We start from the raw sequence: 21,193 nt of genomic DNA, 5'->3' as shown, positions 1-21,193 counted from the left end.
TCGCGAATCTTGGTTTCTAATTCGCAGAAAAATAGTGCATTTCCCCTAACTGTTTTGGCCCAAGAACTTAAGTCGCCGAGCACACAACAGATATTACAAGCGCCCGTTCTCGACCCCATTCGCTGACATCCCCCACCATGACTGACACGAGTATCCGACGCCAACAGACAGACGAGAGCCGAGCGAGCCGAACAGAGACGACAGAGACGGAGGAGACCGGAACGGTCTGCCCGGAGTGCAGCGGGAACCTCGTCGCCGACAGTGAACACGGCGAGACCGTCTGTACCGACTGCGGGCTGGTCGTCGAAGAGGACAACGTCGACCGCGGCCCGGAGTGGCGGGCATTCGATTCGAAGGAGAAAGACGAGAAGTCCCGGGTCGGTGCCCCGACGACCAACATGATGCACGACCAGGGCCTCTCGACCAACATCGGCTGGCAGAACAAGGACGCTTACGGCCGCCAGCTCAGCTCCAGCCAGCGCCAGAAGATGCAGCGGCTTCGCACCTGGAACGAGCGGTTCCGAACCCGTGATTCCAAGGAACGCAACCTGAAGCAGGCCCTCGGCGAGATCGACCGCATGGCCAGTGCGCTGGGCCTTCCGAAGAACGTCCGCGAGACCGCCTCGGTCATCTACCGTCGCGCCCTCGCCGAGGACCTCCTCCCCGGCCGCTCCATCGAGGGCGTCTCCACGGCTTCGCTGTACGCGGCCGCCCGCCAGGCCGGCACCCCGCGCTCGCTCGACGAGGTGACCAACGTCTCCCGCGTCGAACGCGACGAGATCGCCCGGACCTACCGCTACGTCGTTCGCGAGCTCAACCTGGAGATACAGCCCGCAGACCCCGTGAGCTACGTACCGCGCTTCGCCAGCGAACTCGGTATCTCCGACGAGGCTGAGCGGCGGGCCCGCCAGCTCCTCGAGACGGCGAAACAGCAGGGGCTGCACTCGGGCAAGTCACCCGTCGGGCTCGCCGCCGCCGCAGTGTACGCGGCCTCGCTGCTGGCCAACGAGAAGGTCACACAGAACGAGGTCAGCGACGTGGCGAACATCTCCGAGGTCACCATCCGCAACCGGTACCACGAACTGCTCGAGGCCGAACAGCCCGTCTAACTCGAACGGACGGTTGTCACCGGTAGTCGGCGTCAGTCCGGAGCCGGTCTTTTCCGTAATCGTACAACCCGACCAGCGACAGCACTACCGTCCCGAACACCGCGACCCAGAACCCCACGAGGATGAACAGGTCGTCGCGCCCCCCGGCGCAGTTCTCGACCGGCGTTCCGTCGATGGGGTACAGTTCGCCCTCGTACTGCACGGTTCGGTTCGCCAGCTCCTCCCGGTACTGCTCGGGTTCGACGAACGCGGTCCGGTTCTCTTCGACGACCGTCCGGACTGCCTGCTGGACCGGCCCGGACAGGTTCCCGGCTTCGACGACGGGCCGGTCGTCGGCGACGCTCCGGTTGACGTCGATAGCGTAGTCCACGTCGCACTCCTCGGGCGTCGTCAGCCCGACCCCGACGATGACCACACCGAGGAGGAGGACTGCCGCCCCGACCGCGTAGAGGTACCGAAATCGCACGTTCGAATCGCCGGGCTACGGCGATAAAGGCGTTCCGTCACGGGACACCGGGACCCGGGACCGACGCCTACATGTCCACCCGGTCGGACCGTTCCGCCATGGAGACGACCCGCCACTTCGTCGCGACCGTCTACGTGGTCCACGACGGCGCGACGCTGCTCCACGAACACGAGAAACTCGATATGTGGCTCCCGCCGGGTGGCCACGTCGACCGGGCCGAGACGCCCCACGAGGCCGCGCTGCGAGAGACCCGCGAAGAGACCGGGCTCGACGTGGACCTCGTGGCCCCCGAGGGCGACATCGAATCCGACACCGTCCGGTCGATTCCCCGCCCACAGCACCTGCTCCTCGAAGATATCAACGTCTGTGACGGGCAGGTCGGCCACCAGCACGTCGACCACATCTACTACGGCGCGGCCCCGTCACGAGAGCTCGACCCGGCACCCGGCGAGACCGCTGTCGACGCCTGGGAGTGGTTCACGCCGGCGCGACTCCACGAGGCGTCCGACTGGCTGGAACCCGACGTGGTCGAGATTGGCCAGCGAGCCATCGAGACGGTCGGGGAACGCCAAACCGAACCTTGACCAACCTCCGAAGGCTGTGTTACCTAGGCACATAGCCGGTTCAGCTTACTAGTCGTCTATCCAACCAATAACCATGCGGTGTGATAACTGTTCGACCGACGCACCGGCTGCATTCACGCTGAAAGCGCACGCGGACGACAGGCAGACAGTCGAACTCGCGTTCTGCTCTGCGGACTGTCTCGACCAGTGGACCTGAACCTGGTACAGAAGGGCATACAGGGGGTGCACTGTGAGGGATGCGAGGACCACCTCCGCATCCTATCTCCGGACCCTGCCTCAGTGGGTGTGTTTCTCGCACCCGGGTTCGTGGGTATGTGACAGGTAATCCCAGGGGTACCTGCCGCGTCCCCGCCGGCGGTGCATGTGCTTGCCCCGATTCGCGTCGAGGCACCGGTAGTACTTCCAGCCGTACTTCTTCCGTCCCCAGACGGGTCTCTCCGGCCGGGGGAACGGGTACTCTACCGGCCTGCCGGGCCACGGAGACGGGTCGGGCCGTGGCGACGGCCGCGGCCGGGGGTACGGAATCGGGTACTCACCACCGGTCGGATACGGGTACCGAATCGGCGTTTCGTCGTCCGAATCCCGGCCCCTACCGGGGTACGGCCACGTCGGGTCGTCCTGTGCGGCGACGGTGCCGACACCGACCGAACTCCCGGCGAGTCCGACCCCGAGCGCCCGGAGCAGTAGCCGACGGGTCAGTTTCTGGTGGGCTGCTAGCATGGTTTCTCCTCTCTACGTAAACGTAGCCGTCGAGCGAGCAAAACGCCGCGCTGGCGGGTCGTAACTCGTACACCACCGAGTTGCTCGACGTAACGTGATTTCGACGTGAAACTCGGGCACACCCGTGCTCGTCCCCGTCTCGCCCTCACACCCGCGATTCGACGTACTTCGTCACGTGGTCGTCCATCCGGCGCTTGAACCCGGCCTGTCTGGCGAGCCGGTCGAGTTCTCGCGCCACGAGGCTCCCGTACTGCACGGCCTTCTTCTCCTGGAACGCGACCGTATCCGGAAGCCATTCCCGCGCCGCCAGCCGAAGCGCCTTCTTGCGCTCGCCCCGGTCGTCGACGAGCAACTCACCAGGCAGGGCGAGCGCGGCCGACACCACCGAGTCGTGCAACAGCGGTGCGACCGGTTCGACGCCCGCGGCTCGCAGCCCGAGCACGTCGCGTTCGAGCTGGGTCGGCAGCGTTCCCATCATCTCGCGGGCCGCCCCACGGACGGTCGTCGCGTCGACCCGTGGGTCGTCCGGTGCCCTGGCGACCTTCGCGTACCCGCCGAACAGTTCGTCCGCGCCCTGCCCGACCGCCAGTCGGTCGAACCCGTCGGCAGCGACGCGCTCGGCGACCAGATACAGCGGCAGGGCGATGCCGACGTCCATCGCGTTCGTCCGGCCGATCGCCCGGGCGACGGTCGGAACTGCCGCTTCCAGCCGCTCGGGCGTCACCTCGACGACGGTCAGGTCGACGTCCATCGCAGCCGCGGCGCGTCGCGCCTGGGTCACGTCGTGGCTCTCCGGGAAGCCAACCACGTAACACGGTCCGTCGACCAGTGTGGCGACCAACGCGGAGTCGACACCACCGGAGAAGGCGACCGCCGTCCGACCGTCGTCCGGGAGTGTCTCGGCACTCTCTGCAACCGCATCCCGGACCCCGGCGACGGCTGTACGTCTGTCTGTCACCGGAGCAGGAGTAGGGAGCGTCCACCGCCGTTGCTCGCCGTCTGCTGTCACATGGACCCCTGGCTCGACCCGCTCTGGCGAGGCCAGTTCGCCCGGGTCGAACGCCAAGTCATCCGTCTCGGAATCGGAGAACAGCGGATACCGCCCGAGCACGTCCCGTACGAACTCGCCGTCGACGGCACCGGCGAACCCGGCGGTCCCGGGGAGTGGGTCACGAGTCTCGATGGCGCGGCGGACGACCGTGGGGTCCGCCCCCTGGAGCGTCACAGGAGGAACTCCTGCAGCCGGTTCTTCACGCGCCGTTTCGCGCCGCTTGCCGCCTGCTGGAAGCTGATGCGCCACGGCGTCCGCTTGCCTTCGACGGACGTGCGCCCGTCACGAATCGCCTCGAGGATGGCGTCAGAACTCTCCTCGTTCGCGCCCACCCGGGTCACCGCCTGGCCCACCATCTCGCTGATGTGGGCGTCGCTCCCGGCCGTCATCGGGAGCCCGTAATCCTCGGCGAATCGTTTCGCCTGCCGGTTCGACCGGCCGGTCAGCAACCGCGAGTTGTACACCTCGATGGCGTCGGCGGTCGCCAGCTCCTCGCGAGTGATGTTCTCCATGACCCCACTCCGTGACTCCTGGAACGGATGGGGGACCACCGCGATGCCCCCTCGCTCACGGATGTAGTCGAGCGACTCGTCGAAGGGCATGCCCATCGGCACCTTCTCCTCGACACCCAGGGCGAGTACGTGCCCTGCGCCAGTCGTCACCTCCATCCCGGGAATCCCGATGAGCCCGTACTCCGGGGCCTTCCGAACAGCCTCCAGGCTCGCGTCGATCTCGTCGTGGTCGGTCACTGCCAGTGCGTCGAGGCCGACCGCTGCGGCCTGCTGCAAGAGCAGGTCTACAGGGTCGTGACCGTCGTACGAGAGCGCAGAGTGGCAGTGCAACTCGACCGATAGCACGGGTGGTGGTAATGGTGGGTGGGTCAAAAGCAACTCGGTATCCTCGCTTCTCGGGACATCCGGGCACAGTAACGCCCGAACAGCGAGTGTCAGAACAGGAAACAGACGACAGGAAAAGACAGGAGAACCGCTTCCCCTGGTTTCAGCCGAGGATGTAGTCGAGGCGGGGGTACTTCTCGATGAGTTTCTCGCCACCGATCTCGTAGTTCTCGATGAGGGTGTCCAGGCCGAGGATGCGCCCTGCACCGAAGGCGGCGACGGCCAGGAACACGAGCATGTACGCGAAGTCGCCGTTGATGATGCCGTGTTCGATGCTCCAGTTCCCGAAGTAGAACATCGCCATCATGAGCGCTCCGAAGAACGCTGCGAGGCGGACCATCGCGCCGACGAGCAGTCCAAGACCGATGAACAGCTCACCCCACGGCACGGCGATGTTCGCGAACTCGACGAACCAGGCAGTCTGGCCCATCCACAGGAACATCCCCTGCAGCGGGTTCCCGTTCGCCCCAGCAGCGTGCACGAGGTAGCCGCTCGAGTTGAACCCTTCAGCGGCGAAGACTTTATCCCAGCCAGCGTGCAGGAACGCATACCCCATCATGAGGCGCAGCGAGAGCACGAACCACGCGCTCAGGCTGTGCGCCTTCCCCGTGACGGTGATGCCGCCCAGTTTGCTCTCGAAGGTGTTGCTTCCGGTCGTGTAATCGTTGGTTGCCATCGTAATCGTCCTCTTACATCTCAAGAGACGACCGATGACAACATATAAAGAGAGCGTAATTCTCGGTTCTACAGAACTGAGAAACGGAGCCCAAATTTGGCAATAATCAATAGATAGCGTCGACCTACTGAGACAGAGACCATGCTACCAACCCGCGTGATTCGATGTGTCATTCTCCGTAGCTGGGAACGTTCGTCGCGACGCTTCGGCGGGTGTCATACGCGCGAGAGCCACGACGACCGTCGAGGGTGACGGACGAAAGCCACGGCGAGACGGCACCACCCGAGAGTATCCACAAACGTGCACATGGAAACGCATTAGTCGGGTGGGTATCGACATGAGGATGAATGAGCCTCGCCGATTCCGACCGCGAACTCATCGAGGACGAACTCGGGCGTGCCCTGACACCGGCGGAGGCCACGCTCTTCGAGAACCTCTGGAGTGAGCACTGCGCGTACCGGTCCTCTCGACCACTGCTGTCCGCCTTCGAGAGCGAGGGCGACCAGGTCGTCGTCGGGCCGGGCGACGACGCTGCCGTCGTCGCACTGGACGACTCGACGTACATCACGATGGGTATCGAGTCCCACAACCACCCCTCCTACGTCGACCCGTTCGACGGCGCGGCGACCGGCGTCGGCGGCATCGTCCGCGACACGCTGTCGATGGGCGCGTACCCCATCGCACTGACCGACTCGCTGTACTTCGGCGACTTCGACCGCGAGCACTCGCGCTACCTGTTCGAGGGCGTCGTCGAGGGCATCAGTCACTACGGGAACTGTATCGGGGTCCCGACGGTGGGCGGAAGCGTCGACTTCCACCCCGACTACGAGGGCAACCCGCTGGTGAACGTGGCCTGCGTCGGCCTGCTCGACGCGGACCGCCTCATCACGGCCGAGGCACAGGAGCCGGGCAACAAACTCGTCCTCGTCGGGAACGGGACGGGTCGCGACGGCCTCGGAGGTGCCTCCTTCGCGAGCGAGGACCTGAGCGAGGACGCCGAGACCGAGGACCGCCCTGCGGTCCAGGTCGGTGACCCCTACACCGAGAAACTGCTCATCGAGGCCAACGAGGTCCTCGTCGAGGAGCATCTCGTCGAATCGGCTCGCGACCTCGGCGCGGCCGGCCTCGGCGGTGCCTCCAGCGAACTCGTCGCCAAGGGCGGGCTCGGGGCACGAATCGAGCTCGAACGCGTCCACCAGCGCGAGCCGAACATGAACGCGCTGGAGATCCTCCTGGCGGAGTCCCAGGAGCGGATGGTGTACGAGGTCACGGAAGAGAACGTCGAGCGCGTGCGCGAGGTCGCAGAACGGTTCGACCTCGGCTGCTCGGTCATCGGCGAGGTGACCGACGGCGACTACGTCTGCACCTTCGACGGCGAGGAGGTCGTCTCGGTCGATGCCGAGTACCTCGGCGACGGTGCGCCGATGAACGACCTGCCCCACGAGGAGCCGCCGGTCCCCGAGACCGACCTGCCCGACGTCGACCTGCCCGAGGCGTTCGAGGCAGTCGTCGGCAGCCCGACCACGGCGTCCAAGCGCTGGGTGTACCGCCAGTACGACCACGAGGTCGGTAACCGGACCAGCGTGCTGCCGGGCGACGATTCGGCGCTGGTCGCGGTCCGCGAGGCCGGTCAGGGTCTCGCCCTGTCGGCTGGCTCGGACCCGCTGTGGACCGAGTGTGCACCCTTCGACGGGGCTCGCGCGGTCGCCCTGGAGAACGCAACCAATATCGCGGCGAAGGGCGCGACCCCGCTCGCCGCGGTCGACTGTCTCAACGGCGGCAACCCGGAGAAGCCCGACGTGTACGGCGGCTTCAAGGGAATCGTCGACGGACTCGCGGAGATGTGTGCCGACCTCTCCGTGCCCGTGGTCGGCGGGAACGTCTCCCTCTACAACGACTCGCCGTCCGGGCCCATCCCGCCGACGCCGACGCTCATGATGGTCGGCACCAAGGAGGGCTACGACGCGCCGCCGATGCACGCTGCCCCCGAGGGTGAACTGCTGCTCGTCGGCGACCGGACGCTCTCGGAGGGCGACGAGTTCCGTCTCGGCGGCTCCGAGTACCTCGCACAGGCTGGCGGCAGCGACCAGTTCCCGGAACTCCCGGAGAACCCCGCGGACTTCGTCGCCGCACTCGCGGACGTGGCCGACGCCGAGCACGTCGAGGCGGTCCACGACGTGAGCCACGGCGGCCTCGCCGTCGCGCTGGCGGAGATGGTCCACGCCGACGCCGGGCTCTCGGTCGAGCTTCCGGAGAACGGTGGGCTCACGCCGCGTGACGAGCAGACCGGCCTGCTGTTCCACGAACAGCCCGGCCGCGCCCTCGTCCAGACGACCGAACCCGACGCGGTCCGCGAGACCTTCGACGGCGTCGCCCCGGTCGAACACATCGGGTCGGGCATTCGCGACGGAGCCCTCGAACTCTCCGTCTCGTGGACCGACCTCAGGTACGACGCAGACGAGATCGCGACCCTCCGCGCTGTCATCGAGAACGAACTCGCGTAGGTCCGCCCCCGCGGCTGTTTCTCGCCACGACGGGCACGTTGCCTGTCAGGTCAGATTCGTGTGGTTATCACCGATTGCACCCCCGTCATCTACTTATACACCAAGTATCAATGACCCTATCATGCAGACCTACGTGGGTGGTCTGGGCGATGGCTGAGGGTCCAGTCGCACTCATCGTCGAGGACGAACCCGACCTCGCCAACCTGTACGCGGCGTGGCTGAGAGACGCGTGTACCGTCAAGACGGCGTACAACGGCCAGCAGGCGCTCGAAGCCATCTCGGAAGAGGTCGACATCGTCCTGCTCGACCGGCGGATGCCCGGCCTCTCCGGCGACGAGGTCCTCTCGACCATCCGCGACCGCGAACTCGACACCCGCATCGCGATGGTCACGGCGGTCGAACCCGACTTCGACATCATCCAGATGGGCTTCGACGACTACCTCGTCAAACCCGTCTCGAAGGACGACTTGCTCGAGATCATCGACCAACTGTTGTTGCGCTCGACCTACGACGAGCAGATTCAGGAGTTCTTCGCGCTCGCCTCGAAGAAGGCGCTGCTCGACTCCCAGAAGACCGAAGCCGAGCTCCGGGCGTCGGAGAAGTACTCGCGACTGGAGGACCGATTGCACGTGATGCGCGCCCAGATAGACGAGACTATCACCGAACTGTCGGACCACGACGCCTACCGGCGCGTGTGTCAGGATCTGGCGCGGACTGATAATTGAAAGCACGCATCACTCTACCAAATCGAATCTGTTTCACACTAGGGGATGTAGACGCAGCAAAGACAATTTTATTTTCTGCCCTCTTCAAATATTTGTATAACTTCATATCGAATCTGATTTAGTAGTTGTTTTGCAGTTTTCCGCTTTGGAGGGTTCATGAATTGAGTGTAAAACATACGGTCACCTGAAGAAATTTTAAAATCGTATACTTCGTCCTCAATGATAACTTTGGCTTCGGCTGACCGGATTTTTGTTTTGCCGCCGAAATTTTCTGTTGAGAAATCGCTCTCACGTAGGAGTTCGGGCGAATTTGGTGGATTATAGTCTGAAGAGAACTCCTGAATAACTGTCTGACCAATAAATTCAACGTCAATATGAGTCAATTCGACATCAGATACTATTGAGATGTCATTCATACGTTGACAAACCTCTACTGGGCCGAATTGAGGCTTTCTTAGATTCGCACAGAACGTTTCAACACCATACTGAGTATTTCTGTCGAAAGCGGACTTCAATCGTTGAACGTCAGGGGGATATGTACTTTCAGCAATTAAAATGTCAAGTTTTGAATCATATTTGAATGGGATTACCGATTCTTGAGTATATCGCTCGATATCTCCTGAGTATCGAACTGAAATCTGATTTTGGACATGAATGTATAAGCCCCGATTCTGCCTATTGGAGTTATGCAGAGGTACGAAACCGCTTCCATCATCATCATCATCATCCGGAGAATATGGATGCTGGTCAGCCAATCTATCCGGATTTGCGTGTAACACTCCGCCAACCTCAGGAGATGTTAAATATACTTCTGAAACCGTCCGTTGATCTTGCGCTACAAATTGTTTTGCGTACTGGACAAACCTCTGGAATTCCTTATTTGACCACTCTTTTTTGAGAGTGTACTCTTGAATCACGTCCTTCCACTTTAAAAAGTCCACAGTCTCAGAAAAGTACTCTTCATGCAGTCGCTGCATTCCAGAAACGCTCAGCTCCTCCCTTAGGTAATCCTCAATAAATTCGCCAACCTGCTTGTACAAGGGATCAGCGTTTGACACTGCTTGGGGGTACGGCTAACATTAGAATAAACGTTGCGTCGTAAGAGCCCAGTCTCACAAAGTTTCAATTGGAGGGGGATTCTATGGTGACATATTGTGGTCAAAGGATTTGATTCAGTTATTTTTTCTACAGCTTTAGTCCTTAATGGATTAATGCTCACAATTCCAACCCAAACTAATCGATTGGCCAAACGGTCTCCCTACTCCGAATCGGATGTGACAAGCCCTGCGAAATTTCTCTGGCGTACCGTTGAATTCCTAGGTGGAACCCATGCCCGATATCAGCAAATTATTGTATTACTGACTGGTGTTTTATATATGCTTATAATTGCTTTAATTATTGAATCTTTCGAATTGCAACCCATTCTTATCGGTTCTCTCATCGGCGCGTTTCCAATCGTTATATTTGAGGCCAACAGGCACTTCCAGCGCCCGTACCTCACGATTACAAGCAACCACATTGTAAAATATCCAGATAGGTTTCATATTCTAGACCCGATAGACATGGTTGAAGCAGAGAATGCGGTCTGTATCCATGCAGTAATATGCAATCAAGGCCGTGAGACAGCAGAAGAAGCAACAATTCGAACCAGAATGGGAAGTCTTGAAAATTCTCAATACTATACTCGATGGGCTGATGAAAATGAAGTTTATCGAGATATTGCCCCAGGAGAACGTCAGACTGTTCATCTAATGTGGATTGATTTAGAAAATGAAGACATTGAATTACCAACCCCAGACATCTCCGAGGACAACGACGAATCTCAGTATCCACCAGGAGATTACGAACGGATTCGTCGGTGGGAAATTTCAAAACAACCAATAAAATTCGACGTTGTCTTCCGTTCAAAGAACACTCCTGAAAGAATCGTTTCGATGGAAGGACCAGAAGAATGCATCAAAATCGAACAATTAATCAAAGGAGCCAATGAGTGGGATGCTGTAAAAAGTATTAAATCAAATTTTGAACATTACGCTGTTGTGTACGAGAGGTATGATATTTCAGAGATTCATGTCCCTCAAAATTTTGATTTTGGCGATCTCAAAGGTATAGATGAGTTCAATTTACCTGATAGACTAGACCCGAAGGACGCAGTTGAAAGGACGCATGAGATTGTATGGATTGATGACGACGGGAACGAAGTCTAATATTGATATACGTAATCGAAGGCCAACATCATACCTGTTCCAATGTTCGGCTGCTCCATTGGTATTTCAATCCCCTTCTACTGTAGTTTTTCATTTAAGATGTACAGACTCAGAGTGATTTAGATCCAAGAATATGTGAACACACAATCACTGCCGCGTGACTTCGAACGTCACCAGCCCAGTCAGAGAGAACTGCGTGCCGCCGGCCTGACCGGTCGAGACGTCGACCTCCCAGCCGTGGGCCTCGGCGATCTCGCGGGCGACGGCCAGCCCGAGCCCCACGTCGTCGGACTCCGCTGTCGTCGCGGGTTCGAACACCCTGTCGAACTCCGTCTCGGGGATCTTCTCGGCGTCGTCGAGGATGTAGAACCCGGTCGGTCGGCCCGTCGCGTCGTCCTCGATGGGGCCGATGCGGACCGTCGCCGTCTCGTCGCCGGCCCGGGCGCAGATGTCGTTGAAGACGGTCTCGAGCATGTGGACGAACCGGTCGCGCTCGGCCCGCAGGCGACCCTCGAACTCGAGGTAGACCGTCATGTCCTCTGCGATGGAGGCGTCGAGGGCGTCGGCGAGGGCGCTCTCGAAGTCGACCGAGGAGCGCGAGCCGATGGAGGTCTGGTCGCGGGCGAACTCGAGGATGTCGTCGACCAGCTCCTCGGCGCGGGTCAGCGTCTCGGCCGCGTCGGCCTCTTCCTCGCCCTGGAACTCGCTCGCCACCGTGTCGAGGTGCGATTGCAGGTCGTCGGAGAGGATGTTCGCGACCGCCCGCAGACGTTCGGACTGCCGGGCGAGGCTCTGCTTCCTGTCCTGGAGCAGTTTCTCGCGTTCGGAGCGGTCGAGGGCAGCCTCGGTGTTCGAGGCCAGCAGCGACATGAGTTCGAGGTCGGTCTCGTCGAAGCCGTCGACCTGGGTCGACCCGGTCATCATGACCCCGTGTGGCCCGATAGGGACGATTATCTCGCTGTTGAGTGGCGTATTGGGATTGTAGACCCCGTCGACCGTGGAGAGGTCGTCGAACACCCGGGCCTCGCCCTCGCGGTAGACGTCCCACACCAGCCCTTCGCCCTCGTAGAACTGCGGGAGACCGCCGAGTTCGGTGTGGGCGTCCATCGTGGCCGCCATGGGGTCGAGGACGCCCTGTTCGTCGTTGATGAGCCAGACCCCGCTGATTGGCAGGTCGAGCATCTCGCCGGCGGCGTGGACCGCCACGGAACAGATCTCGGCGGCGTCCTCGGCCTGGAACAGCCAGCGCGTGACCTCGTGGAGCGACCCGACCATGCGCTCGTACTCGCGCTGCTCGGTCACGTCCCGGATGACGCCGGCGACGCTGGCTTGCCCCTCACCGAGGGCGACCATCCGCATCTCACCGACGCGTTGCTCGCCGTCGGCGTTGGTGAACTCGAGTTCGAACCGTGAGTGCCGGGCGTTGCCGGACTGTATCTTCCCGATAGCTTCGCCCATGGCCATCGCGCCCTCCGCGTTGATGGAGGCGAGTTCGGGGAGGCGGCGGATGGGTTCGCCCACCAGCTCGTCCCGGGTCGCGCCCATCGTGGTCTCGATGGCCTCGTTCACGCTGGCGATGCGGTTCTCGTCGTCGACCGTGATGACGCCGTCGTGGACCGCCTCGACGACCCGGGCGTGCTGGGCGAGTTCGTTCTCGCGGTCCTTGCGGTCGGTGATGTCCCGGAGGTAGACGGAGAGTCCGGACGGCGCGGGATACGCCCGCGCCTCGAACCAGGTGTCGAGCGGGTGGTGGTACACCTCGAAGGAGACCGGCTCTTGCGTCTCCATGGCCTGGTGGAACCCCTCGGGGAACTGCGTCTCGACCGTCTCGGGGAACTCGTCCCACATGACCCGGCCGATGAGGTCGTTGCGAGAGCGCTTCAGCATCGACTCGGCGCGGTCGTTGATGTAGGTGAACCGCCACCCGGTGTCGAGTGCGAAGAACGCGTCACCGACGCGGTCGAGGATGGGAAGCGAGCGCTCCGTGGTCCGTGTCCGGTCGTTCATGTACCGACCTCCGGACCCGCCGTCCGGCGGCCTCGCAGGAACTCGCTTTGCTCGCTCATGCAATCACCCACGGTGCCGAAAATAGAGAGCAACCTGTCGATGGTGGCGAATGCATGGCTGAGCGACTGTGCCGTACTACGCAATAACCCTATTTACCTTTCGTGGCCGATGTCACATGCCCCCGATGCAGAGCGAGGCGTCCGTTGCACCCTCGTCGCCCCCGACTGGGCAGTCGCGCGGACGACGGGCAGGCGGGAACGGTTAACACCCGACACCTCGTGGGTGGGTTATGAACGTAGTCGTCATCGGCGGCGGAATCGTGGGCCTCGCCACCGCCTACTCGCTCGCCGACCGTGGCACCGACGTGGTCGTCTGCGAGAAGGGCAGTATCGGCTCGGGCAGCACCGAACGCTCGGCAGGCGGTATCAGACACCAGTTCTCGACGCGGGTCAACGTCCAGCTCTCCCGCGAGAGCGTCCGCGTCTGGGAGTCGTTCGAGGAGGAGTTCGGCATCGACATCGCCTACCGGCGCGCGGGGTACCTCCTGCTCGCACGCGAGGAGGCGACGGCCGATGCATTCGAGACGAACGTCGAGATGCAGAACGAGGAGGGCGTCGACAGCCGACTCCTCTCGCCAGAGGACGCCGCGGCGGTCTGCCCGGAGCTCGACGCCGAGAAGTTCTGCGCCGCGACGTACTGCCCCACGGACGGCTTCGCGGACCCGCACCTCGCCCTCCAGGGGTTCTCACAGGCCGCGACCGAGGCAGGCGCGGAGATACGCACCAAGACGGCGGTCACGGCCATCAACACGGAAGACGGCGAGGTGGTCGGCGTGGAGACGGAAGAAGATAGTCTCGATGCGGACTTCGTCGTGAACGCGGCCGGGCCGTGGGCGGGGCGCGTGGCCGAGATGGCCGGCCTCGACCTCCCCGTTGCCCCACGGCGGCGGCAGGTCGCGGTCGTCGACCCGGAGACGCCGGTCCCGGACGACGTGCCGCTCACCATCGACCTCGACACGGGCTCGTACTTCCGGCCCGAACGCGAGGGGAGTGCCATCGTCGGCGGGCACTTCGCGGCGGAGGACCCCGACGTGGACCCCGATGGCTTCGACGGGAATGCCGACCTCGACTGGATGATCGACGCGGTCGAACACGCCGCGGACTACGCCGGCTACTTCGGCCCGGAGACCAGAATCAAGCGCGGCTGGGCGGGCCTGTACGCCGTCACGCCCGACCACCATCCCATCGTCGAGGAGACGATACCGGGGTTCGTCAACGCCATCGGCTTCTCGGGCCACGGCTTCCAGCACGCCCCCGCAGTCGGCCAGATAGTCACCGAACTCGTTCTCGATGGGGACGCCTCGCTGGTCGACATCGAACCCCTGTCGAGCGACCGGTTCGACGCTGGCGAGTTGCACGACGAGCAGAACGTGGCATAGCGCGTCAGTGACGCGGCAAAGTGCGTCTTTGACGCGGCCGCCTCAGAAGGAGTCCCGGCAGAAGACGTTCCGTGGCGGGAACAGTGCGCCGAGGTCTTCGCGGGCAGGGCGGGCAGCCTCGATATCGGCCGTCTTCACCAGTCGAGAGACGGGCCTGTACCCGATGACGAGCTGTGAGAGTGCCGCGATGTCGAGGGTCACGTCGGGGGCTGCATCCGTCGAGGTGCAGGTTCCCGTGCCATCCTCGACGACGAGTTCGAACCGGCCGTCGTTCCAGTCCGCGAGCGGGTCGTCGACGTCGAAGACGAGGCTCGTCTCGATGCCCGACGGGTACGGGATGGTCTCCAGTGCGTCGACCACGTCCACGACGCGAACCATCGGGCCAGTCTTGCGTCTCAAAGTGACGTTCTGCGGGTCGTCGACCAGGTCGAGGAAGACCGGGTCGGGGCCGGTGTGCAGGGTCACCGTGGAGACCTGCGAGTCGTGGGAGTAGATGAAGCGAAGACAGTGCAGGAAGGCCTGGTGGTCGACCGCGCCGAGTTCCCAGCCGGCGAACGTCTTGTCGCCGTCGTCGGATTCGATCTTGTAGTTGACGTAGCCCGCGACCTCGCCGTCGCGCTCCCAGCCGTAGACGTAGGGGTCCGAGTCCCAGCCCTCGAACCAGTGGTGACGCCACCAGTCCTCGGTGCGGTCGATGGAGAGGTCCTCACCTGCGGTCTGCTCGCGGTAGACCGCGTCGACGGCTTCCCAGTCGTCGCCGTCGAGTTTGCGGAACCGACCCTCGTCACCGACGTCGGCGACGACGTCCGCGAGCACCTCTGGGTCGAACTCCAGCTCGCCCCGGTGGTTGGTCGTGTCCCAGCCGTACTTTCGGTAGAAGCTGTACTTGAACGGCCACAGCGCGGAGAGCGGTGCGCCCCGCTCGCGGTACTCCTTCAGGGACGCCAGCAGCATCTCGCGGACGTTCCCACCGTGGCGGTGTTCCGGCGGGGAGGCGACCGCCGAGAGGCCCGGCATCTCGATGGGGACGCCGCGCCAGGTCGTCTCGAACCAGTAGTGTCGGCAGACACAGAGTACGTCGTCGCCGTCGTAGAGGCCGCGGTCCGCCCCGAGCTTCCAGTGGTCCGCCTCGGGGTCGAACTCGTCCGGCTCCTGGTGGGGACTGAACGCGTAGCTCGTGTACGCGTGGAACGTCTCCCGGTCCTCGTCGGGGAGTGGGCGGTAGTCGGACATGAGAGAGAAGTCGCTCCCCAGCGTGAAGAACGTTCCCGGAGTGTGACAGGAGGTGTCATGGGGGCCGGAGAACCCGGACCCCCGCCGCGGCCTCACTCCGAGACGAACGTCTCGATGCGGTCCATCGCCTCGCGCAACTCGTCGAGGCCGGTCGCGTAGGAGACGCGCAGGTGGCCCTCACCGCTCTCGCCGAAGGCGCTACCCGGGACCGCAGCGACGCCCTGCTCCTTCAGCAGGGCCTCGGCGAACTCCTCGGACGTGTAGCCGCCGGGCACCTCCGGGAAGACGTAGAACGCCCCGCGAGCCCGGAAGCAGTCGATGCCCATCTCCTCGAAGCGGGAGAGGACGAACCGCCGGCGGCGGTCGTACTGGCTCACCATGTACTCCACCTCGTCGTCACAGCTCCGGAGTGCTTCCAGCGCGGCGTGCTGGGCGGTCGTCGGTGCGGACAGCATGATGTACTGGTGAATCCGGTTCATCGCCGCGATGGCCTCGGGCGGGGCCATCGCGTAGCCGAGCCGGAGCCCGGTCATCGCGTAGGCCTTCGAGAAGCCGTTGAAGACGACGGTGCGCTCGCGCATGCCCTCCAGGGTCGCGATGGAGGTGTGGTCGTTCTCGTACTGGAGGTCGGCGTATATCTCGTCGGAGATGACCGTCAAATCGTGCTCCCGGGCGAAGTCGGCGATTGGTTCGAGGTCGGACTCGGTCATCACGGCCCCGGTCGGGTTGTTCGGGTAGCACAGCATCAGCAGGTCCGCGTCGGCGGCTCCTGCCGACTCCAGCGCCTCGCGGGTCAGCTTGAACTCGTCCTCCTCTTTGGTCTGGATGCGGAGTGGTTCCCCGCCGGCGAAGATGACACCGGGGACGTACGAGATGTACGCCGGTTCGACGACCGCGACCGTGTCACCGGGGTCGACCAGCGCCCGCAGGGCCACGTCGACGCCCTCGCTGACGCCCGTGGTGACGAGAATCTCCTCGTCCGGGTCGTACTGCTGGTCGTACAGGTCGTCGACGTGTCGGGAGATCTCCTCGCGGAGCTCGCGCTTGCCCCGGTTGGCGGTGTAGCTCGTCTTCCCGCGTTCGAGGGCGTCGATGGCCGCGTCGCGGGCCGCCCACGGCGCGGAGAAGTCGGGTTCACCGACACCCAGCGAGATGACGTCGTCGCGCTCCTCGGCGAGTTCGAAGAACTTGCGGATGCCCGACGGCGGGACCGAGGACACCCTGTCTGAGACCTTCATTGTCACGGTGAGACGGAGAGGCGGTCGTCGTCGTCGCCGTCACCGAAGGTGACACCCCGGTCCTTGTACGTCGTCATGACGTAGTGGGTGACCGTCTGGGTGACCTCTGGCACGGGTGCGACCTTCTCCGAGATGAAGATGGAGACGTCGTGCATCGACTCGTCTTCGACCTCCATCAGGAAGTCGTAGTCGCCGCTGACGAGCCGCAGGGTCTTCACCTGCGGGAAGCGCGCGATGCGCTCTGCGATGTCCTGGTAGCTCGTCTCGCGGTCGAGCGTGACGTTGAGTTCGACCGTCGCGCGAACGAGTTCGCGGTCGGTCTCGTCCCAGTCGACGATGGCCTGGTAGCCACGGACGACGCCCTCGTCTTCGAGCGCCGCGACCGCTGCTGCTACCTCCTCCTCGGTCATGTCGGTCATCCGGGCGAGGTCCGCCGTCGTGTGACGAGCGTTCTCCAGCAGCAGTTCGAGCAGGTCGTCCCGTGCGCTCATACTACCCAACACCACGTGGGTGCCTCAAAAGCGTTTCTTCACCGTCGCGCTTCGCCGGTGTGTCGACCCTGTCGGTCAGGCCAAGACGGCCTCAGTAGTTCTTGAACAGGTGTGCTCGCACGTCGTCTTTCGTCTGGACGTACTCGGTCGTCCCGTCGGGCATGTCCACCTCGTACCGGGCGTCCTCCTTGCTCGCCTCGCGCCACTTGTCCTCGTGGGTGTCCATGAGGTTCATCATGGCGTTGAGGCGGTCCTCGCCACTGTCAGGGGTCGAGTCGGTGGTCGCGCCGCCGTCGGCTTCGGCGGTCGCGTCCTCGTCAGAGTCCGCGGCCGAGACCGCTTCGGCGGCCTCCTGCTCCTCGTCGGCGTCTACTTCGTCACTCGACCAGTCGACCGCCTCGGTCTGGGCGGGCGACGCCGCGGCACCGTCGACCTCGAGGTCGATGTCGTCGCCGTCGTAGTGGTCGATGAGGTACTGGAGCGCGTCCTGGGGTCTGACGTGGCCGTACCGAACCTCGGCCTGTATCTCGCTTCGGACCGATTCGAGGAACTCCTGCTGTTCCGGAGAGATGGTGAGTTCGGGCATAGGCGAACCCTCGGGATGGTGGGTAATAAGCGTGGACCTCCAGCGACGGCAGGCCGGGCTCACGCCCCGGGTGGACAGCTCGTCCCGTCGCCGGTGCCGTCGTCGCCGGAGTCGTAGCCCAGCGACGCCGCCACGTCGAGGAGGCCGGCTCCCTGTTCGTCGCTCGTCAGTCCGAGGTCCTCGGCTGTCGCGGCGAGCTCCTCGAGGGCCGCTTCCGGGGAGTACCCGGCGGCAAGGAGCTGTGCGACAGCCCCGGTCACATGGGGCGACGCCATCGACGTGCCGTCGCGGACGCCGTACCCGTCCACGAGGGCCGAGCAGACGCCCTTGCCGGGAGCCGCGATGTCCACCTCCGGACCGGTCGAGGAGAACGAGGCGATCTCGTCGTCGATGTCGGTCGCGGAGACGGCGACGAACTCGTCGTAGGCCGCGGGGTAGCCCACCGAGTCCGGCTGGCCCCGGTTGCCGGCGGCCGCGACGAGGAGAGTCCCTGCGCCACGGGCGTACTGCCCGGCGGCCTGCAGCGCCGGCGACGGCTGTGCCGACCCGAGACTCAGGTTCACCACGTCCCAGCCCTGGTCGGCCGCGTATCGGATAGCCGCGACGATGTCGGAGGTTCGGCAGCCACCACCGGCCCCGCACACCTTCAGCGCGTGCAGGGTCGCGTCCGGGGCGACGCCGACGATACCGCCGTCACCGGCCCGGGCAGCGACGGTGCCCGCGACGTGGGTTCCGTGGCCACCATCGTCCGACCACGGGTGGGTGCAGTCCTCACCCCGGCACTCCGCCCACGCACGGTGGTTCCCATCGTCCGAGGGGTCCGCGAGGTTCGCCTCGATGTCGGGATGGCTCGCGTCGATGCCGCTGTCGATGATACCCACGTGGACCCCCTCACCCTTCGCGCCCTCGTCGTGGGCCACGTCGGCGTCGACGCGGTCGATGCCCCACGGGAGAATCTGGTCGCCAGCCGTGGCGCGGTCGCTGGTGGCGTCGCCGGGTGTCGAGTAGAGCGTCAGCCTGCGGTCGCGCTGGACGAACGCCACGTCCTCGCGGGTGCGCAGTGACTGGCTGCTGGTCTCCGAGTAGGCTCCCACGATGAGCGTCAGCGGGGAGTCCCCACCGAGTTCGATGCGCTCGTGGTGCACGTCCGAGACAGACGCGGCGGCAGTGGCAGCGTCGGCCTCCCGCGCCCCGACGATGTAGCGGTCCATCCGGTCGAGGACGACGGCACCCAGTCCGACGAGGACGCCACCCGTCGCGGCGCTCTTGAGCAGGTCGCGGCGTGACCATCCCTCGGTGTCTCTCTCGTTCATGGTCGTGAAGTGTTCCGGTCGCGTGCTGTTTCGGAGTGGTGTGTCATGTCGGGTAAGCACCTACCGGTCGTCGGGCAGCCGGCCAGACTCGTCGACGGGTCTGGTGAGCCCGTCGCGAAGGTCGTTGCCGAAGTGGGCCCCGAAGGTGCCAGTCGCGAAGCTCAGCCCGGCCGAGATGGCGAGCGCCTGTGGGTTCAGCGTGATGAGGCCGATGATGGCCGCGATGAGGCCGTCGCCGATGACCTTCGCCACCAGACTGACGCCGAAGACCGCGATGACCGCGGCGACCCCGGCCTCCAGCGTCGGCTTCTCGTCGAACGCGAGGCCGACGACGAACGCGCCGAGAAGGGTGCCGACGTACGTGCCGACCAGCGGGACGTACTCCATCCCGGCCACCGCCCCGATGCCGACCGTGACCAGGGCGACGGCGAACCGCTTCGGCGAGAACCACGACGCGCGCACTGTCATACACTAACACGTGTCCCTCGGCACGAAGTATCTTTCTCCTGATATGGTGGTGGACCCGTCGTTTCAGCAACCGGAGGTGCGGGCAGGTGCGAGGCTGTGCGGGACCGTGCGGTGAGTCACCCGCGCCCGACCCCAGCCCTCAGAGCCCGAGGCCGAGATAGAACAGCACGAGTCCGAACAGGAACAGGATGCCTGCGACGAAGTAGGCGGCGAGCCGTTCGACGGTCGTCGCCTCGTCTGGGAGGTCGCCCCGGAGACCATTGACCCTGGGGTTCCTGACCGCGATGGCCGCGACGAGGAAGCAGACCAGACCCGCGCCGAGTGCGGTGGGTGAGAGTGCCATGTGTTCTACCCTCTGTGACCTCGTGCAGAGCGACCGGGCAAAACCCTTTCCCCGGTGTCCCCGAGCGAAAACCACTAACACCGCGCGCGACTACTCCCGCACATGGTTCTGCTCGACTCCGACACCGACATGCAGAAAGGCGACGCCGCACCGGACTTCGAACTCCCCGGCGTCGACGGGAACACCTACTCCCTCGACGATTTCAGCGACTACGAGGGGCTGCTGGTCGTGTTCACCTGCAACCACTGCCCGTACGCGCAGGCCAAGTTCGACCTCCTGAACGAGCTCGCCGACGAGTACGACGACGTGGCCGTCGTCGGCATCAACCCGAACGACGCCGAGGAGTACCCCGACGACTCCTTCGAGGCCATGCAGGAGTGGGCCGAGGACGGGCGCATCCAGTACGACGCCTATCTCCGCGACGAGAGCCAGGAGGTCGCCCGTGCCTACGGTGCGGTCTGCACCCCGGACCCGTTCCTGTTCGAGCGGGATGCCGGCGAGTTCGAACTCGTCTACCAGGGCCGCCTCGACGACGCGATGAACCCCGACGCCGAGCCGACGCGGTTCCACATCCGCGAGGCCATCGACGCATTGCTGGCCGGTGAGGAAGTCGACCTGGAGTGGCAGCCGTCGCAGGGCTGTTCCATCAAGTGGAAGGACGACTAAACCGTCGTACGGGACCCGATTTATACCGCCCTGGTTGAATTTCCAGGTTACCGAGCGGTACTCTCCTCCCCATCACTCACTTACCGGGAAACTACCCGCACATCCCCGGGAAAACGAGATAAACTGGGCTGGCTTAGCTTAATGTATGCGACAATTTGGGGGGTCGCGCACCATAGGCGTACGACGAGTTCTTGGGGGGCTCGCCGAGTTCGGTTCGGTTATCGTAGGGATCCTGCTGTTCCCGCTGTATCTCGCCCGCGCGAGGACATCGAGGCTCGTCCAGGCAGTGATTCTCGTCGGCTTCGGGTCGGTGATTCTCGTGATGGTGCTGTTCCCGCCACTCGCGCTCCTGGCAGCCCTGTTGCTGTTCGTCCTCGGCGGGACGGTCGGCGCGATGACGGTCCAGAAGAAACAGGTCGACCACATCGAACGCACGGAAGAATAGAATCGGAGAGAACGTCGAGTCGCTGTT

22 protein-coding genes are annotated in these 21,193 nt (G+C 63.7%); 8 read left to right on the top strand and 14 right to left on the bottom strand.

Going from position 1 to position 21,193, the window contains the following annotated elements:
- Positions 1–137 precede the first annotated feature (137 nt).
- Complete coding sequence (locus N6C22_RS09970; RefSeq protein WP_261650953.1) at positions 138–1,109, top strand: transcription initiation factor IIB family protein; 972 nt, start codon at positions 138–140, stop codon at positions 1,107–1,109.
- A 16-nt stretch (positions 1,110–1,125) separates the two neighbouring features.
- Here the strand turns inward: N6C22_RS09970 and N6C22_RS09965 are convergent, their stop codons facing one another.
- Complete coding sequence (locus tag N6C22_RS09965; RefSeq protein ID WP_261650952.1) at positions 1,126–1,575, bottom strand: hypothetical protein; 450 nt, start codon at positions 1,573–1,575, stop codon at positions 1,126–1,128.
- Positions 1,576–1,673: 98 nt separating this feature from the next.
- Between N6C22_RS09965 and N6C22_RS09960 the strand changes: the two genes are divergently transcribed.
- The gene (locus N6C22_RS09960; RefSeq protein WP_261650951.1) at positions 1,674–2,159 is read left to right on the top strand and encodes an NUDIX hydrolase; all 486 of its coding nucleotides are present in this window, start codon (positions 1,674–1,676) and stop codon (positions 2,157–2,159) included.
- A gap of 276 nt (positions 2,160–2,435) precedes the next feature.
- Here the strand turns inward: N6C22_RS09960 and N6C22_RS09955 are convergent, their stop codons facing one another.
- The 4 genes from N6C22_RS09955 to N6C22_RS09940 all read right to left on the bottom strand — a co-directional run bounded on the left by N6C22_RS09955 (position 2,436) and on the right by N6C22_RS09940 (position 5,502).
- A complete protein-coding gene (locus N6C22_RS09955; protein WP_261650950.1) occupies positions 2,436–2,879 on the bottom strand; it encodes a hypothetical protein in 444 nt (147 codons plus the stop codon).
- A 145-nt stretch (positions 2,880–3,024) separates the two neighbouring features.
- A complete protein-coding gene (locus N6C22_RS09950) occupies positions 3,025–4,104 on the bottom strand; it encodes an asparagine synthetase B (protein WP_261650949.1) in 1,080 nt (359 codons plus the stop codon).
- Entirely contained in the window at positions 4,101–4,787 is a 687-nt protein-coding gene (locus tag N6C22_RS09945) for a PHP domain-containing protein (protein ID WP_261650948.1), read from the bottom strand. Before N6C22_RS09945 ends, N6C22_RS09950 begins: the two co-directional genes overlap by 4 nt.
- A 142-nt stretch (positions 4,788–4,929) precedes the next feature.
- On the bottom strand, positions 4,930–5,502 hold the full coding sequence (locus tag N6C22_RS09940) for a DoxX family protein (RefSeq protein WP_261650893.1): 573 nt from the start codon (positions 5,500–5,502) through the stop codon (positions 4,930–4,932).
- A gap of 347 nt (positions 5,503–5,849) precedes the next feature.
- Between N6C22_RS09940 and purL the strand changes: the two genes are divergently transcribed.
- Complete coding sequence (gene purL / locus N6C22_RS09935) at positions 5,850–8,006, top strand: phosphoribosylformylglycinamidine synthase subunit PurL (RefSeq protein WP_261650947.1); 2,157 nt, start codon at positions 5,850–5,852, stop codon at positions 8,004–8,006.
- Positions 8,007–8,155: 149 nt separating this feature from the next.
- Complete coding sequence (locus N6C22_RS09930) at positions 8,156–8,731, top strand: HalX domain-containing protein (RefSeq protein WP_261650946.1); 576 nt, start codon at positions 8,156–8,158, stop codon at positions 8,729–8,731.
- Positions 8,732–8,799: 68 nt separating this feature from the next.
- On the opposite strand, the gene N6C22_RS09925 is transcribed toward N6C22_RS09930, so the two are convergent.
- Positions 8,800–9,789: a hypothetical protein gene (locus N6C22_RS09925; protein ID WP_261650944.1), complete on the bottom strand. Its 990-nt coding sequence runs from the start codon at positions 9,787–9,789 to the stop codon at positions 8,800–8,802.
- 216 nt (positions 9,790–10,005) lie between these two features.
- Between N6C22_RS09925 and N6C22_RS09920 the strand changes: the two genes are divergently transcribed.
- On the top strand, positions 10,006–10,938 hold the full coding sequence (locus tag N6C22_RS09920; RefSeq protein ID WP_261650943.1) for a hypothetical protein: 933 nt from the start codon (positions 10,006–10,008) through the stop codon (positions 10,936–10,938).
- Positions 10,939–11,085: 147 nt separating this feature from the next.
- Here the strand turns inward: N6C22_RS09920 and N6C22_RS09915 are convergent, their stop codons facing one another.
- The gene (locus N6C22_RS09915; RefSeq protein ID WP_261650942.1) at positions 11,086–12,945 is read right to left on the bottom strand and encodes a PAS domain-containing protein; all 1,860 of its coding nucleotides are present in this window, start codon (positions 12,943–12,945) and stop codon (positions 11,086–11,088) included.
- 289 nt (positions 12,946–13,234) lie between these two features.
- On the opposite strand from N6C22_RS09915, the gene N6C22_RS09910 reads away from it, so the two are divergent.
- Positions 13,235–14,383 carry an FAD-binding oxidoreductase gene (locus tag N6C22_RS09910; RefSeq protein ID WP_261650941.1) on the top strand — a complete coding sequence of 383 codons (1,149 nt, stop codon included), beginning with the start codon at positions 13,235–13,237 and terminating at the stop codon, positions 14,381–14,383.
- Positions 14,384–14,425: 42 nt separating this feature from the next.
- Here N6C22_RS09910 and eis read toward each other — a convergent pair whose 3' ends face one another.
- The 7 genes from eis to N6C22_RS09875 all read right to left on the bottom strand — a co-directional run bounded on the left by eis (position 14,426) and on the right by N6C22_RS09875 (position 20,055).
- Positions 14,426–15,616, bottom strand: a complete 1,191-nt coding sequence (gene eis, locus N6C22_RS09905) for an enhanced intracellular survival protein Eis (protein WP_261650940.1) — start codon at positions 15,614–15,616, stop codon at positions 14,426–14,428.
- Positions 15,617–15,708: 92 nt separating this feature from the next.
- The gene (locus N6C22_RS09900) at positions 15,709–16,860 is read right to left on the bottom strand and encodes a pyridoxal phosphate-dependent aminotransferase (RefSeq protein ID WP_369684405.1); all 1,152 of its coding nucleotides are present in this window, start codon (positions 16,858–16,860) and stop codon (positions 15,709–15,711) included.
- Positions 16,857–17,345, bottom strand: coding sequence for an Lrp/AsnC family transcriptional regulator (locus N6C22_RS09895; RefSeq protein ID WP_261650938.1), 489 nt, complete (start codon positions 17,343–17,345; stop codon positions 16,857–16,859). The genes N6C22_RS09900 and N6C22_RS09895 overlap by 4 nt, the downstream gene beginning before the upstream one ends.
- A gap of 91 nt (positions 17,346–17,436) precedes the next feature.
- The gene (locus N6C22_RS09890) at positions 17,437–17,931 is read right to left on the bottom strand and encodes a hypothetical protein (RefSeq protein WP_261650937.1); all 495 of its coding nucleotides are present in this window, start codon (positions 17,929–17,931) and stop codon (positions 17,437–17,439) included.
- Between the two features lie 59 nt (positions 17,932–17,990).
- Positions 17,991–19,244 carry a S8 family peptidase gene (locus N6C22_RS09885; protein ID WP_261650936.1) on the bottom strand — a complete coding sequence of 418 codons (1,254 nt, stop codon included), beginning with the start codon at positions 19,242–19,244 and terminating at the stop codon, positions 17,991–17,993.
- 60 nt (positions 19,245–19,304) lie between these two features.
- Positions 19,305–19,712 carry a hypothetical protein gene (locus N6C22_RS09880; RefSeq protein ID WP_261650935.1) on the bottom strand — a complete coding sequence of 136 codons (408 nt, stop codon included), beginning with the start codon at positions 19,710–19,712 and terminating at the stop codon, positions 19,305–19,307.
- Between the two features lie 139 nt (positions 19,713–19,851).
- Complete coding sequence (locus N6C22_RS09875; protein ID WP_261650934.1) at positions 19,852–20,055, bottom strand: hypothetical protein; 204 nt, start codon at positions 20,053–20,055, stop codon at positions 19,852–19,854.
- 102 nt (positions 20,056–20,157) lie between these two features.
- Here N6C22_RS09875 and N6C22_RS09870 point away from each other — a divergent pair, with 102 nt between their 5' ends.
- Positions 20,158–20,721 carry a thioredoxin family protein gene (locus N6C22_RS09870; RefSeq protein ID WP_261650933.1) on the top strand — a complete coding sequence of 188 codons (564 nt, stop codon included), beginning with the start codon at positions 20,158–20,160 and terminating at the stop codon, positions 20,719–20,721.
- Between the two features lie 286 nt (positions 20,722–21,007).
- Positions 21,008–21,166 (top strand): hypothetical protein, encoded by a 159-nt coding sequence (locus N6C22_RS09865; protein ID WP_261650932.1) that lies wholly within the window; start codon positions 21,008–21,010, stop codon positions 21,164–21,166.
- Positions 21,167–21,193: the final 27 nt, after the last annotated feature.

This window comes from Haloarchaeobius sp. HME9146, assembly GCF_025399835.1.
GTDB lineage: Archaea > Halobacteriota > Halobacteria > Halobacteriales > Natrialbaceae > Haloarchaeobius.
Note: the sequence above shows the minus strand (reverse complement) of the source record. Positions and strands in the feature narration are given on the sequence as shown.